The sequence below is a fragment of the Myxococcales bacterium genome (assembly GCA_016712525.1).
Taxonomy (GTDB): domain Bacteria; phylum Myxococcota_A; class Polyangia; order Polyangiales; family Polyangiaceae; genus JAAFHV01.
Genome location: JADJQX010000001.1, coordinates 2,674,195 through 2,688,693 on the forward strand (window position 1 = coordinate 2,674,195; position 14,499 = coordinate 2,688,693).

Here is a 14,499-nt window from a genome sequence, read left to right on the forward strand (position 1 = left end):
TGCGTATGTTTATGGTGCGCCTGGGCCTGGCAGCGCGGGGCCGCTCGTGTCCTCGAAGAGGTACCTGTCGAGGAAGCGATCGGTGAGATCGAGGGCCTTGAGGTTGTTCTCGGTCTTGGTGAAGCCGTGGCCTTCGTTCTCGAGCACGAGGTAGTGCACGGGCACCTTCTGCGCCGCGAGCCCGGCGACGATGCGGTCCGACTGGTCCTTCTTCACGCGGGCGTCCTTGTCGCCCTGGACGACGAGCAGCGGCTTCTTCATGCGCGACACGAAGTGGATGGGGGAGCGATCGTGCTGGTAGCGCGCGTGGGCGGGGTTCTTCGGATCGCCGAACTTCTGGAAGATGAACGACGACATGCTCGCCCAGTACGGGGGGAAGCTCTCGACGAGGGTCCGAAGGTCCGACACGCCGAAGAAGTCCACGTTGGCCGCGAACTCGTCGGGTGTGAACGCCTCGGCCGCGAGCGCCATGTACCCGCCGTAGCTCCCCCCGAAGACCACGACGCGGTTCGTGTCGACGCCCGCGTTCGCGACCATCCAGCGCTTGCAGGCGACCACGTCCTCGAGCGGGCCGCCGCCGAGGTCGAGGTTGTCGAGCTTCGTGTAGCTCTTTCCGTAGCCCGTCGACCCACGCACGTTCGGGACGAGCACGGCGTACCCCTTCGAGACCAAGTACTGCCGGAACGCCGAGAACGTCTTTCGTGACTGCGAGGTGGGTCCGCCGTGCACGTCGATGAGGGCGGGGACCGGGCCCTTCGCGCCCTCGGGCCGATAGAGGAACGCCGGCACGAGCTTGCCGTCGAACGAGGGGATCTTCACGGACTCTCCCGCGATCATGCGCCGGTCACGGAGCGACGGGGGCCACGGATCGACGAGCTGCGTGAGCGCGCCCGTCCCGAGGTCGAGGACGTAGGACGTCGCGGGGCTCGTGTCGCTCGTGAGGGAGAGGCCGACGAGCTTGTCCGATGGAGAGAAGCCGAGCACGACGAAAGCTCCCTCGCCCCCCGGAGGGGGCGGCAGTGGCACGGGAGTTCGTTTGCCTTCGAGGGTGAGCTCGAGCTTCGGCACGCCGTCGGCGTTGACCTCGGTATACCTATATTTTCCCGTTCGGGAGAGGCCCGCGCCGTCGACGTCCCACGCCGCCGAGAGCTCTTTGGTCTTCGCCTTCGTCGCAAGATCGAGCGACACGAGCGAGGCATGCTCGCCCTCTTCGTCGGTCTGGAGGAAGAGCCGCTTCCCGTCGTGGGAGAACATCGCGGGCTCGTAGCGCACGTCGCCCTCGTGCTTCGTGAGGAGCTCCGCCTTGCCCTTGCGGCCCATGACCCACACGTCGGTGTTGGTGTCGGAGTGGGTCTCGCTCAAGGCGAAGGTGGTGTGGGCCGGGTTCGTGGCGGCGAACGAGAAGCTGCCCGAGGCCTTCCACAGCACGGTGCTCTTCTTGCTCGCGACGTCGTACTCGACGAGATCCATGGCCTTCTCGTCGCGCCCGTTCGACAGGTACAAAAACGTACGGCCGTCGCTCGCCCACTCCACGAGCTCGGTCCTCCGCCCCTGAGGTAGCTCGGGGACGAGCTCGCGCGCTGCGGAGCCTGCTGCGTCGGTCGCGTAGAGGCGCGGCAGCTCGTCGCCCCCGCGGTCGGCCTCGAACACGAGCACGTCGGCCTTGGGCGAGAACGCGAACGAGTGCACGAAACCCTCGACGTGCGTGACCTGCACCGGCGCGCCGCCCGCGATGGGGCGCACCCACACGTCGATGCGGCCCGTGAGGTCGGCCGCGAACGCCACCTTGGTCTCGTCGTGGGAGAAGGAGAGAAGCCGGTTCCCGCTGCGCGACACGGGCGGGACACGCCGCACCTTGAAGTACTCCTCGAGGGCGACCGGGGCCTTGGGCGCGCGTTTTGGCGGAGCGGCGGGCGCGCGCGCCGGGGCCGAGGCCAAGGGCCCCGACGAGCTCGCGGTGGGGCGAGGCGCGAGGGCCTCGCCAGGAGCACAGGCGGTGAGGGAGAGGGCGAGGAGGACGAGCGTCGTTCGGTGGGGCATCGGTGTCTTTCGAGGGGGACCTGTGGAGAGTGGGCCTAGGTCGTCTCGGCGGGGCGAAAAATTTCGTCATCGGTGCTCCTGACCGCACGAACGGCCCTTTTGCTCTCCCCGTGATACGTCGAACGGGTGAATTGTTCGAAATGCCTAGACTGTGTTCTTTAGGCTGGCATAACGTCTCTCGCGCCGGGAGAGGGCCGAACGGTTCTCTCTCGGCGACCGAGGCGAGGTTTCGAGGGGGGCGCCGAGCGCGCCGCCCGCGGGAGAGGCTCATGCACAGCGCGATTGACCGAGTTTTCGACGCCGCGACGCTCGCGGCCTATGGCGAGTACCTCGCCGCGACGCCGGCCCCGGCCCACGCCGAGCACGTCCGGCACCGCCATGACGTGCTGTCCGCCCACGGTCGAGGCGCCGGTGAGGCCGCGCACGTCCGCCGTCAGCGGCGCCTCCGGTCTCAGCGCGCCGTGCTCGACGCGTACATCGAGGCCGCGTACGTGTGCGGCGTCCTCGACGGGCACCTCACCGAGCGCCTCCGCGCCATCGACCCGGGCGCCCACGCCAGCGCCGTGGCCACCTGCCTCGCGTGCTGGGTGTTCGGGGGCATGCTGGCCTGTCGGGTGTCGTCGCGCGGGGGCGAAGGGGCGCTCGGGGTCTCGAGCCTCTCCGACACGTACGCGGTCGAGGTGCGGGTGCCCGAGGCCTCGGTCGATGGCGTCCCCGAGATCGCCAGCGCGCTCGAGCTGGCGCCCCGCCCCCTCGCCCCTCAGCCCAAGAACCTGCTCGTGCTCGTCCCGCGTGCTCGCACCCATCGCATCGATCGTGCCGAGGTCGAGCGGGCCCTCGTGGGCGACCTCACCTTGGACGCGAGGGGGGGCACGGGATGGCTCGCGCAGCGGCCCGACGTGAGCGCGGTGGTCATCTTCGAGGTGCTCGAGGCCCACGCGACCGACGAGCCCTCCGAACCTGGCGATCTCGCGGAGTGGTCTCCTCGGCGCACCACGCCCGACAGCGACCTCTGGCCCGAGCACGGTGGTTTGGTCGTGCACAACCCGTTCGCGGCCTACCCGACGAGCGACACGACGTTCGCGCGGTTCCCCGAGCTCGTGAAGCGCGGCACCTCCCTCGTGTGGACCGACGTCTGACTGGAAGCGGCTGCCGGCGGTCGCGCCCCTCCCCGAGGGCACGGGCACGACCGTTCGCCGCGTACGTCGCGGAGGCGGCGACCGAATCGGTCGGGCGATAGGGCTTCGGGTCTACGTCGCGCTGCGTCGTGCCGAGAAGGCGAAAGGTGCCGCTTTCTGAGGGGAGGTCCGGTTGCTGCCCGCGTACTCTCGTGGCAAAGCTGCTCGACCAAGCCTCTCGGAGGAGTGCACATGCGTGTTTCGGCTCTACGTGTCTTCGGGGCGCTCGCCGCGTCCGTCGTCTCTCTCGTCGCCTGCGATGCCACGGTCCCCGAGGACGCCGGCGAGGGTGAAGATCTCACCGCCGAGGACGCGGTCAAAGTAGGAGCCTCCCCCGATCTTTGCGTGGGCGTGCGAGGAAACGGGCACTACATCGTGACGCACTTCGCGTCGATGGCGCGCATCGTCGAGACCTACGGCATCCCGAACGGCATGGCGGGCGGCAGCTCCGGCTCGATCACCCAGTTCGTGTACGAGTCGGTGCTGATGAACCCCGGGGTGCGCACCTGCGGCACACGTGCGTGCAACAAGGGGCAGGCCTCGGCGCGGGTCGCGCTCACGTTGAAGTCCCTCGAGGGATACGGCGAGGCGGTCGCGGGCTCGGACGAGGTGGTGGCCATCACCGAGCTCGTCGGGCTCGTCTCCAAGCTCAAGGCCGAGACCGAGAAGCGCAACATCGAGGCGCTCCTCAAGACCGACGTCGCCGCCGCGACACGGCAGCTCCAAGAGGTGCTCGCGATCCCCGAATTTTCGGCCATCGTGAACCCCGAGATCAAAGAGCTGCTCGCGTCTCCGCAGCGCGCCTCGTTCGCCGCGAAGGACGTCCAGAAGTCCATCACGACGCTCGGTGCCTTCTCGGTCGACGACAACCGCCTCTTCTTCCGCCCCGGCCTCCTCAACTGGAACGCTCTCGCGGACCTCTTCGGCCGCGTGGCGAGCTTCTACGCGGGGTATGCCCCGGCCGATAACCCCGGCATGAAGGCCTGGCTCGACGACTGCGCCGAGGGAAGTGTCGGCAAGCCGTGGACCGAGGCGGCCGCCGTGTCGACCCCCAAAGGCACGTGCGGCGAGCGATTCGTCGGGCTCGTGAACGCGTACCGAAAAGAGGTTCGCGCGAAGCCCCCCACGAAGAGCCGTATCGACGACCGAGTCGATCTGGCCACTCCGCTCATGAAGCTCATCTCGACGAGCGTCCTCGAGGGGGAGGCCGCGAAGGCCTACAAAACGGCCCGTTCCGAATATCTCTCGGGCAAGTATCCCGATGGGAACATCGCGTTTGCTCCGCCCTTTGCCGATATCAAATTCGGGTATTGGGGGCGCGCCGCCGACCTCGAGAAGGTCCGCGGAAACCCCCGCGGGCTCGACGACCTCAAGACGGCGAAGTTCTCGTCGCTCGGTGGCGGCTCTTGGCGCGAGGTGCTCACCGCGTCGCCGGCCGAGCCCGGGCTCTCGCGCCTCGTGGAGCTCCCCGACGGGCGTGTGTCCGCCGGAGGGTGGTCCGACCTCGCGCCCGTGCTCGTCCTGAAGAACGCCGGCTGCCAGAAGGTCGTCTACGTGACGCGCGAGGGCGACGAGTCGGGCTTCGCGGTGAAGATCGCGAAGAACCTCGGGATGGACAAAGCCTCGTGGCAGAAGCTCTACGACCTCTCGGGCCAGAGCGCCTACACCCGCTCGGTCGCCGAGGCGGACGGTGTATGGTGCACGAATTGGAACGGGTTCACGGATCTCCAGCAGCGTGAGATGTCGCTCGATTCGTTCCGGGCGCCGCTCGAGGTGCGCGCGGGCCTTCGCTCGACCCGAGCGCTCCGTCGCTACGCGAACGTGACCGACAAGACCGGCAAGGTCGGCTGCACGCCGCTCGTCTCGGGGGGCGCGACCTTCCCCGAGTGAGCGTGCGTGTGCCCTAGCCCGCGCCGCTCGACTCGGGCGGCGCGAGCTTTCAGGCCGCGCCGTCGAGGCGGAAGCGGAAAAAGCCGGCCAAGATGAGCTCGTCGCCGCGGATGAGGGGGGTGGGGGAGCCGGGGGCGACCTGGCTCACCTGGCCGGCGCGGTGGATCCACGTGCCATTCGCCGAGTGGAGATCGATGACGAACGCACGGCGGTCGGGGCGCTCGATGCGCACGTGCTGGCGGGCGATGGCGCGCGCCACGAGATCGACGTTCGCCTGCGGTCCGCGGCCGAGCATGATGCCTCCCTCGGTCGGGAGCTGAATGACCGAGCCGATGCGCGGGCCGTCTCCGACGGAGCTGTCGGCGCCCGATCTCCCGAGGTACGTGAGGCGGAGAGGCCCTTGCGCGCGCGCCTGACGAGGCTCGTTGATGACGTGGTAGAGCGCCTCGTTGAGCTTCTCTTCGCGCCAGGTGTAGGCGTCGGCGCGGCAGAAGAGGGCGCGCTGTTGGGTGGACTCGTCCCACGTGGCGCCGAGGGAGCCGCCGAGGTTCATGACGCTCGACGCGAGCACCGCGGGGATGCCCGCTTGCCACGCCTTTCGGATGCCGTCGAGCGGGTCGTACACGAGGACGTGCACGACGCACGCGGAGGCCTGGTTGGGCGACAGCGGTTGCCCCTCGCGAATGGGCACACACGCGAGGTTGCATGCGGCGATCGCGCGCTGGAGGGCGATGAGATCCTCGCCGGGAGGCGCGAGCAGGTAGACGGGCCGTTGCCGCATGGTGGGACGAGGAGAATACGGAGGCGCCGCGAGCAAGGGAAGGGGCTCGCCCGTCTCTCGACCGTTCGGTCGGAAAAAGCTTACGCGGGCGTGAGGTGCGGCGCCACGTGCGGGTCGGTGTGGTCGAGGGAGATCGCGAACGATCGAAAATTGTTGAGTGATGACAGCGTCTTACGAGCACGATGGGGCAGCCTTGTGCCGCCGACGAAGGAGCATCCCGCTTCGGCCTCTCGGGGTCGCGAGCCGCCTCCTTGCATCGGCGTCGACGGTACGAATCGTCGACGTCGGGGCGGCTCAGCCCGTCTCGTCACCGAGTGGATCGGGTGAGACTCGCTGTTCGGTGTACAGCTTGAGCCGAAGGGTGATGAGATAGGTGATGCCACACGCGAGGATCGCTGGAGGTCCGAAGGCCTTCCCGAACACCTCGAGGACCAGCGCGATCGCCGCGAGCGGGACCCCGACGACGGCCACGAGCGACGAGCTTATCCCGACGACCACGAAGAGGGCGGGATCGAGCGACGTGCCGAGGATACGGTTCACGAGCATCGCGACGAGCGCTCCCGAAACACCGCCGAGGAACATGCTCGGGATCAGCATGCCGACCGAGTGACGCGCGCTCACGGCGAGCCCCGTGGTCAGGACCTTCGCGAAGAGGATCGCCGCGACGATCCCGACGTGCGAGAACGCCTCGTCGCCCTTGAGGAGACCCGCGAGCACGCCTTCCCCCATCCCCAGGACGCTGGACGGCGCGATGCCGAGGCCCGCCTTGAGCCCGAGCGCGAGGAGCCCGGCGAGCAAGCTCGCGACGATGGGCGCGAAGCGACCAAGCTTGCCCGAAGCGACGCGGAGCACCTTGACGACACGTGAGAAGCCGACGGCGAGCGGTACGGATACCGTCAGAGCGACCACCGTCACGGCGACATACTCGTGCAGCGAGTAGACCGGAGAGTGTGCCTTCGTCACGAAGAGGGGGATATATCCCCGGAGGCGGTTGTTCAGCGCGTAGGCGATGACCCCGGCCCACATCGCGTACGCGAGCTTCCGATAGATGATGCGATCGCCGTAGACGACCTCCGTCGCGAAGATCGCGGCGGAGAGGGGCGCGCCGAGCAGAGTCGCCACGGCAGCCGAGATGCCGGCGAGCTGGTAGGTGCGGAGCTCGTACTCGGACCGCACCCGCATGACCCGAGCGAAGCCCGATGACAAGCCCTCGGCGACGAGGACGCTCGGTGCCTCGAGCCCGCCGCTCGAGCCTGACCCGAGCGACACCAGCGTGAGGAGCGCCTTGCGAAACGCGAGCAAGAACGCCGGGCGTTCGTACCGGGGGCGAGGGTCGTCCCCGTCTTCTTCGTACGTCACGTGGTAGTTCTTGAGCGTGATCTCCATGCCGTCGCCGGACGCGTCGGCCCACGCCTCGTGCCTGGACAGCACCCCCGCGATCGCGCCGCCCAACCCGAGGGCCACGAGCAACACGACGCCTCCTTCGAGGTCGTGGTCGGCGCGATGGAAGAGCGCGTGCGCCATGGCGTGAACCGCCCACCGGAGCCCCGAGATGCACGCCCAGACGAGGGTGGAGAGCAGGGTGACGAGCAACATGATGCGCACCACGTGGTCCCACCGGTCGTGGAGCGCCTTGCCCTCGTCGTCGAGCTTGTCGAAGTGCTTTCCACCCACACTCCCCGCATATCAGCTTCTCCTCGCGGCGGCAGCTCAGGTTCCACGAAAACACGAAGGCCGAAGCCCGCGTGTGCGAGCCTCGGCCTCGGTGCGTCACGGGCTCCGGGGTTCGCCCGGAGCCGCGTAGGTCAGCGTGTCACGGCGTGACGATGTCGGTCGCGCCGCGGGGCATGACCTTCGGATTGTTGAACGAATACCCGCAGATACCCACGATCTTGGTGAACGTGGTGCCCACGGCGTACGTGTTGTCGAGCGCCGCGTAGCAGGCGTCGTCCACGCGGAGCACGCCGTCGATCTGGAACTCGTCGAAGTCCTGAGCGCCGTCGGCGTTCATGAGCGACACGGTCGACGAGTCGATCTGGCAGAGCATGCCCTCGTAGGGCTCGCCCTGCGCGTTGTCGGCGTACACCGCCGAGGCGATGACGTACGGGTTGAAGGGCAGCGTCGTCGTGGCGGCGACGACGGTGATGCGCGGGTTCGTGATGGTGGTCACGTTGAAGCGCTCGGCGTACTTGCCCGCGATCTTGACCTGGTTGCCCACGGCCACGGTGGGCGTGGCGGAGCCGGTGCTCACGAAGAAGCCCGAGAACGGGTCGGTCGAGTTGATCTGGACGAAGAAGCCCTTGTCGCTGTCCGTGCGGATGGCCGTCACGTAGAGGTTCTCGAGGCGGACCTCCTCACCGGCCTTGGGGTGGTTCGGGTTCGCCGGGTCGCGGAGCTCTTGCACGGTGACGAGCTTGGCGCAGTCGTCCTGAGCCGGGTTCGGCACCTCGGGGCAGTTGTCGACGCCGTTCAAGACGCCGTCGCCGTCGATGTCGTCGGCCGAGGGGGGCGTGCAGGCCTCGCCGGCCTCGAGCGGGCACTTGTCGCACGCGTCACCGATGCCGTCGTTGTCGGCGTCGGCCTGGTTCGGGCCGGTCATGGGGCGCGGCGGGTTGAACGTGGTCGGGCAGTTGTCCGTCGCGTTGGGCACGCCGTCGCCGTCGCTGTCGGCCGCGGTGATGCCCGCGGTGTACGTGGAGCGGTAGGGCACGCACGAGGGCTCGTCCGTCGGCTTCTGGTTCTTGCAGAAGAAGAGCGGGTACTTGCCGCCCGCCGCGTCGGTCTCGCCGGCGGTGCGGATGGCCGCGAGCGTGGCCGCGTTGTTCGTGTCCTTCGCGACGCAGGCCTTCTTGGCGACGCCGCAGACGTCGAGGTCCTCGCAGGTGGCGCCGTCGATCGCGGGCAGCTTGAGCACGTTGGTGTCGCCGTAGAGGGCCTTGCCGCCGCGGAGCACGAGCACCGTGTCCTCGACGCCGGCGTCGATCACGGCGCGGTAGCTCTTGCTGGTCTTCGCGTCGAAGAGGGCGATGTCGGCCGCGTAGCCGGCCTTGAGCATGCCGGTGACCTTATGGAAACCGGTGGCGAACGCCGCGTTCTGCGTGACCATCTTCCAGAGGGCTTTGTCCGAGAAATGCTTGTTGAAGTATTTCTGGTTGAGCTCGTCGGCGCAGCGGAGCTCACGGGCCATGTTCATCGAGCCCGAGGCCACCCAGTCGGTGCCGAGCGAGATCTGCACGCCCATGCGGTCGTACATGGCGACCGAGGCCGTGTCGCCGTAAAGGTCGACGTTCGAGCGAGGCGACCACACGAGGGCGGTCATGTCGGCGCGGTACTTGGCCACGTCGGCCGGGGTGACCGCGATGCCGTGGACGACGCCGGTCTGCTTCTGGATGAGGTCGTGCGTGTCGCCGTCTTGGCTCTGGCAGGTGAACTCGGCGTGGGCCGAGTCGTCGATGCCCTCGGAGATGTGCGGGAGGTAGCCGTCGAGCGAGGCGATGCTGGCCGCGGTGGTGCGCGTGCCCGTCCAACCGCTGCACGTCGTGGGGAAGGTCGTGAGGTTGCTGTCCCCGAGCGGGAACGTGTCCGAGTCGGCGACTTGGCCGTCGAGGCCCTCGAGCTGTGCGGCTCCGTTGTCGAGGTTGCGGAGGAGGCCCGCGACGCCGCCCGCGCCCGCCGTGGCCGTGGCGCCGCTCATGACGAAGCGGAGCTCGGCGTGGCGAACGACGTTGGCCGGAGCGCTGCCGCGCGTCGAGATCGCGCGGTGACCGCGCACGCCCTTGCGCCAGTCGTGGCGGTGCTCGAAGCGCTCGGTCCCGTGCGTCTTCGGGGGGTTGTTCGCGAAGGCGATGTGGTCGTGCGGGTTGATGAGGCCCGGCGAGATGACGACGTCCGTGCAGGTGACGACCGAAGCCGCGGCGTACCCCGGCGCCGTGGAACAGTCCGCCCCCGCGCACACGATGGTGGCGCCGTCGTAGAAGACCTCGCCCGCGTCGGCCACCGTCTCGGGCAGGAGCACCGTGCCCTTGAGGACCACGCCCTTCGTACCCGTCTTGGTCTGCTTGCAGAGATCCCTCGCCACGGGGCCGCCGTCGGGGGTCGAGCCGTCGGGCCGCGAGCCGTCGGGGGTCGAGCCGTCGGTCGAGCCGTCCTTCTTGATGCCCGTGTCGGGCGTGCCGCTGTCGTCGACGGGGGTGGAGGCGTCGTCCTGGGGGACGATGTCGGTGTCGCCACAGGCGGCGCCCAGGTACGTGACGCCGAAGGCGAAGGGCAGGAGGAAGAACGGCAGTCGTTTCATGGGGTTCTCTCGGTTGGGGTCGGGCTCACGGGGGCCGTGAAAGCCGTGCACCATACTCCGCCGTAAAGAATGTGCACGTGCCCATGGCGTGACGGCCGTGCGAAGGGCTCGCGGCGTAGCTCACCCCTGCGTGACGTGAGGCCTCAGGGGCCGGAAATTCCCGCATGACCTTGCAGGAACCAGGAATTTCCGTAGAAGAGCGCCCACATGACCGCACCCGACGTGCTCCGAGAGCGCATCCGTCAGAGGCTCGCCGCCGAGGTGGGGCGCATCGAGAAGGAGGCGCCCTTCACCGTGGCCCTCTCGTACCCCTCGCCGTACGCGGCGGGCATGAGCTCGCTCGGCTACCAGCGCATCTACCGCGCGATCATGGAGGCCCCCGGGCTCGGCTGCGAGCGCGTCTTCTTGGACGACGAGGCCGAGGGCACGGCGAGCGAGCAGGGCCGCCCGGTGAGCTACGAGAGCCGCCGCTTCTTGGGTGACTTCCCGGTCATCGCGTTCAGCGTCGCGTACGAGCTCGAGATCGCTGGCGTGGTGGCGCTCATGGACGCGGCCAAGATCCCCGTGCTCCGCGCCGAGCGGGACGACACTCACCCGTTCGTGCTCATGGGCGGCCCGCTCACGTTCTCGAACCCGCTGCCGCTCGCGGGCCTGGCCGACGCCATCGTGATCGGCGAGGCCGAGGAGCTCGTGCCCGAGGTGCTGCGTGTGCTCGAGGCGACGCCCAAGCGCGCCGACCGCCTGGCCGCGCTCGCCAAGATCCCTCACGTGTTCGTGCCCGAGGAGCACGGGGCCATTTTGCCGACGGTGGCCAAGGTGGACGACGCGCTCATCCCCGCGTGGGCGCCCATTCGCACGCCGCACGCGGTGCTGTCGGACATGTTCTTGCTCGAGACGGAGCGCGGCTGCTCCCGCATGTGCACCTATTGTGTCATGCGGAGGAGCACGAACGGCGGAATGCGCATGGCCCCGATGGAGCGCATTTTGGAGCTCATTCCGGCCGACGCGAAGCGTGTGGGGCTCGTCGGCGCGGCGGTGAGCGATCACCCGCGTATCGTGAATATCGTGAATACGCTGGCCGACCAGGGCCGCGAGGTGGGGCTCTCGTCGCTCCGGCCCGATAGGCTATCGGACGACTTCGTGGCCGCGTTGAAGCGCGCCGGGTACAAGACGCTCACGACGGCCATGGACGGCCCGAGCGAGCGTATGCGCGCCCTGCTCGAGCGCAAAGCCAAAGAGAAGAACCTTATCTTGGCGGCCGAGCGCGCCAAGAAACACGGCATGGACCGCCTCAAGCTCTATTTGATGATCGGCCTCCCCGGCGAGGACGAGAGCGACATCGATGAGTGCGTGAGGTTCACCACCGAGCTCTCCAAGATCGTGCCCGTGAGCTTGGGTATCGCGCCCTTCTGCGCCAAACGGAATACACCTTTGGACGGCGAGCCCTTCGCGGGGGTCGACGTCGTGAAGAAGCGCCTCGACCGGCTGACGCGCGGCCTCCGTGGCCGTGCCGACGTACGCAGCACGAGCGCAAAATGGGCGTGGGTCGAGTACGTGCTCGCCCAGGGCGGCGAGGCCGAGGGCATCGCGGTGGTCGACGCGGTCCGCAAGGGTGGGGGCTTCGGAGAGTACAAGCGGGCCTTCTCGGAGCTCGAGAAGCGCGTCGGCAAGGGGAGGCGAAGGAGCCTCGCCGTCGCCGTGGTGTGAGGGGGAGAGAGCTTGTGTAGCTTGTGTGGGGGACCGGGGCTCGGGGCTACCCCACTTGTGCCTGGAGCGGCGCCCATCTAGCGTAGCAACATGTACGATGAGCTCGTGATCGCCCCGGGCGACGTAGTGGCGGATCGCTACAGGGTCCTCAGCGTGATCGCCACGGGGACGCGGTCGGTCGTCCTCTGGGCCGAGCAGCGCCTAGGGCAGGCCGAGCGGCAGGTCGTGTTGCAGCTCTTTCTGGACGCCAGCCACGAGACGCAACGGGCCGCAAACGACCTGGCGGGGGCGCGTATGCGCGAGCGATCCATGGCACCTTGGCTCGCCCCGATCGACTTTGGAATGACGACATCGGGTCGAGTGTTCTTGGTATTTGCCTACGTCGACGGCTTCGACCCGAGGCACTTGTTCTCGCCGCCCCTGTCCCCGGCTCCCGGCGATTTCGTGCAGGAGAGATACCGTATCGAACGGGTAGTAGAGGTGGACGACTTGGCCGTGACGTATGAGGGGGTGCATGAGGGGCTCGGGCAGAGTGTTCAGTTGTACGTCCTTCGAAGCGAGCTCGCGGGATCCGAGAGCCACCACCGGCAGATCGTCGATCTCGCCCTCACTTCGGCGAGGGACCCCGACAGCCCCCGACGGGTCGTCGACGTTGGGACGCTGGATGACGGCCGACCCTTCATGGTGATCGTCCCCCCACGGCAGTGATAGCGTGATGCTCCCGAGAAGAGCCGACCGACGTTGGCGCCAAGTCCGCGAAAGTAGGAGAAGAGCCGACCGCCGTCGCGAAAGCAGGAGAAGGGCCGACCGACGTTGGCGCCGAGAGAAGAGCCGACCGAAGAAGAGCCGACCGAAAGAAGAGCCGACCGAAAGAAGAGCCGACAAGAAGAGCCGACCGACGTTGGCGCCAAGTCCGCGAAAGAAGAGCCGACCGACGTAAGAAGAGCCGACCGACGTTGGCGCCAAGTCCGAAGAAGAGCCGACCGACGTTGGCGCCAAGTCCGCGAAAGTAGGCGAGAACAGGAGCTGATCAGAAGATCCCAGCAGATCAGAAGATCCCTGCCTGAAGAACCGACCGACGTAGGATCCCTGCCTGAAGAACCGACCGACGTTGCCTGCGAAAGCGCCAGAAGATCCGACCGACCTTCGCCAGAAGATCCGACCGACCTTGGCGCCAAGTGCGCGAAATCACTAGGGCGATCGCGAGCGGAACCGAGAAGGTCCGACCGACGACCGGGGAAGAACCGACCGACGTTGGCGCCAAGTAGGCCAGGCACTCGAGGGCCTGGCCAGGCCACCCCCAAGACGTGGCCGGGCCACCCAGAAGATCCCATCTTGCCCGGCATTTTTCGCAATTTCGCGTTGGCCCGCGACGTGCCTAGTGGGCGGTATGTCCAACCCTCGTCGCATCGTTCCGGGCACCACCTACCTCGTCACGCGCAGGACCACGCGCCGCTACTTCCTCTTGAACCCGGACAAGCGGCGCATGCTGCTCGCGTTCTACTGGTACGCGACCGCCGTGCTCGCCGCAGAGTTTGGCATCGAGATCCATGCGGTGCAGATGCTCTCGAACCACCTTCACGAGGTGCTGACCGACACGCGCGGTGAGCTGCCAAAATTCCTTTCGCAGAGAAATCGCCTGCTCGCGAACGCCATCAAGGTGCTGCGTGGGTGGCCGGAGGAGGTCTTTTCGCGCGAGGGTGCGAGCGTGGTGGCGCTCTATGGCGAGGATGCGGTGCTGCAGAAGATCGGCTACACGCTCGCGAACGTGGTCGAAGCGGGCCTCGTCTCGAGCCCCGAGGATTGGCCGGGTGTGACGCTCGCGGCGACCGACATCGGCACGCGCACGTTCCGTGTGGCGCGGCCCGAGGTGTACTTCGACGCGGAGAACACGCGTTGGCCTGCCATGGCCGAGATCGCGATCACGGTGCCGCGCTCGCTCGAGGCGAGCTCCGGTCACGAAGGGGCGCGGAGCGCATCGTCTCCGCGGTGAACGCGGCGGTCGAGAAGGCGCGCATCGTGGCGCGGAAGGCGGGAAGTTCGTGCGCTCGCTCGAGTGGATTTTCGCGGTGCCGCATACGACGCGTGCGTCGTCGTTCGAGAAGGAAGGGGCGCGGAACCCGAGCTTCGCGGCGGGCGGGAACGTCGAGATGGCTGTGCGCGCGATGAAGGAGCGGGCGGCGTTTTTGGGGGCGTATAGGGAGGCGTTCACGAAGATGAGGAACGCGGTGCGGGATGTGCTGTTTCCAGCGGGGACGTGGCGCCTCTTTCGCGAGCTCGGCGTCAACGTGGTTTCAACCACTTAGCGCCAACGTCGGTCGGATCTCCCCCCTGGTCGCGTCGGTCGGATCTCCCCCCCTGGTCGCTTAGCGCCAACGTCGGTCGGATCTCCCTCCCCCCGCTCTCGAAGCTACGAACCAAGCCCACCCCTTGGCGCGCCCTCTTGGCGCGCCCGCCTCGCGAGCTTCACGATGCCAAGACCCCCCCGAGGCCCCCGAGGATGCCGATTGAGCTCCGAGGGAACCTTTCGCGGACCAAGGTGACCAACCCCCGATGGGCGCCGCTCGTGCGCTTGTTGCCCGTGGCGTCATCCCCGACGTAGCATCGTT

General features: G+C 68.0%; 10 protein-coding genes. 6 read left to right on the forward strand and 4 right to left on the reverse strand.

Annotated features, from left to right (window positions below):
* Nucleotides 1-9: 9 nt before the first annotated feature.
* Nucleotides 10-2,040, reverse strand: coding sequence for a S9 family peptidase (locus tag IPK71_11430; protein MBK8214350.1), 2,031 nt, complete (start codon nucleotides 2,038-2,040; stop codon nucleotides 10-12).
* Between the two features lie 269 nt (nucleotides 2,041-2,309).
* Here IPK71_11430 and IPK71_11435 point away from each other — a divergent pair, with 269 nt between their 5' ends.
* The gene (locus tag IPK71_11435; GenBank protein MBK8214351.1) at nucleotides 2,310-3,179 is read left to right on the forward strand and encodes a hypothetical protein; all 870 of its coding nucleotides are present in this window, start codon (nucleotides 2,310-2,312) and stop codon (nucleotides 3,177-3,179) included.
* A 231-nt stretch (nucleotides 3,180-3,410) separates the two neighbouring features.
* On the forward strand, nucleotides 3,411-5,108 hold the full coding sequence (locus tag IPK71_11440; protein MBK8214352.1) for a hypothetical protein: 1,698 nt from the start codon (nucleotides 3,411-3,413) through the stop codon (nucleotides 5,106-5,108).
* Nucleotides 5,109-5,157: 49 nt separating this feature from the next.
* Here the strand turns inward: IPK71_11440 and IPK71_11445 are convergent, their stop codons facing one another.
* The 3 genes from IPK71_11445 to IPK71_11455 form a co-directional block, all read right to left on the reverse strand.
* Nucleotides 5,158-5,889 carry an FHA domain-containing protein gene (locus IPK71_11445; protein MBK8214353.1) on the reverse strand — a complete coding sequence of 244 codons (732 nt, stop codon included), beginning with the start codon at nucleotides 5,887-5,889 and terminating at the stop codon, nucleotides 5,158-5,160.
* A gap of 294 nt (nucleotides 5,890-6,183) precedes the next feature.
* Complete coding sequence (locus tag IPK71_11450; protein ID MBK8214354.1) at nucleotides 6,184-7,563, reverse strand: chloride channel protein; 1,380 nt, start codon at nucleotides 7,561-7,563, stop codon at nucleotides 6,184-6,186.
* A gap of 139 nt (nucleotides 7,564-7,702) precedes the next feature.
* On the reverse strand, nucleotides 7,703-8,944 hold the full coding sequence (locus IPK71_11455; protein MBK8214355.1) for a thrombospondin type 3 repeat-containing protein: 1,242 nt from the start codon (nucleotides 8,942-8,944) through the stop codon (nucleotides 7,703-7,705).
* 1,446 nt (nucleotides 8,945-10,390) lie between these two features.
* Here IPK71_11455 and IPK71_11460 point away from each other — a divergent pair.
* The 4 genes from IPK71_11460 to IPK71_11475 all read left to right on the forward strand — a co-directional run bounded on the left by IPK71_11460 (nucleotide 10,391) and on the right by IPK71_11475 (nucleotide 14,196).
* Nucleotides 10,391-11,890, forward strand: a complete 1,500-nt coding sequence (locus tag IPK71_11460; GenBank protein ID MBK8214356.1) for a radical SAM protein — start codon at nucleotides 10,391-10,393, stop codon at nucleotides 11,888-11,890.
* Nucleotides 11,891-11,980: 90 nt separating this feature from the next.
* Nucleotides 11,981-12,598, forward strand: a complete 618-nt coding sequence (locus tag IPK71_11465; protein MBK8214357.1) for a hypothetical protein — start codon at nucleotides 11,981-11,983, stop codon at nucleotides 12,596-12,598.
* A gap of 682 nt (nucleotides 12,599-13,280) precedes the next feature.
* Complete coding sequence (locus IPK71_11470; protein ID MBK8214358.1) at nucleotides 13,281-13,883, forward strand: hypothetical protein; 603 nt, start codon at nucleotides 13,281-13,283, stop codon at nucleotides 13,881-13,883.
* A gap of 49 nt (nucleotides 13,884-13,932) precedes the next feature.
* The gene (locus IPK71_11475; GenBank protein MBK8214359.1) at nucleotides 13,933-14,196 is read left to right on the forward strand and encodes a hypothetical protein; all 264 of its coding nucleotides are present in this window, start codon (nucleotides 13,933-13,935) and stop codon (nucleotides 14,194-14,196) included.
* Nucleotides 14,197-14,499: the final 303 nt, after the last annotated feature.

Coding starts and splice junctions, on each gene's coding strand:
- IPK71_11430 (MBK8214350.1), bottom strand. CDS start 2,040: ATGCCCCACCGAACGACGCTCGTCCTCCTCGCCCTCTCCCTCACCGCC.
- IPK71_11435 (MBK8214351.1), top strand. CDS start 2,310: ATGCACAGCGCGATTGACCGAGTTTTCGACGCCGCGACGCTCGCGGCC.
- IPK71_11440 (MBK8214352.1), top strand. CDS start 3,411: ATGCGTGTTTCGGCTCTACGTGTCTTCGGGGCGCTCGCCGCGTCCGTC.
- IPK71_11445 (MBK8214353.1), bottom strand. CDS start 5,889: ATGCGGCAACGGCCCGTCTACCTGCTCGCGCCTCCCGGCGAGGATCTC.
- IPK71_11455 (MBK8214355.1), bottom strand. CDS start 8,944: ATGCTCAAGGCCGGCTACGCGGCCGACATCGCCCTCTTCGACGCGAAG.
- IPK71_11460 (MBK8214356.1), top strand. CDS start 10,391: ATGACCGCACCCGACGTGCTCCGAGAGCGCATCCGTCAGAGGCTCGCC.
- IPK71_11465 (MBK8214357.1), top strand. CDS start 11,981: ATGTACGATGAGCTCGTGATCGCCCCGGGCGACGTAGTGGCGGATCGC.
- IPK71_11470 (MBK8214358.1), top strand. CDS start 13,281: ATGTCCAACCCTCGTCGCATCGTTCCGGGCACCACCTACCTCGTCACG.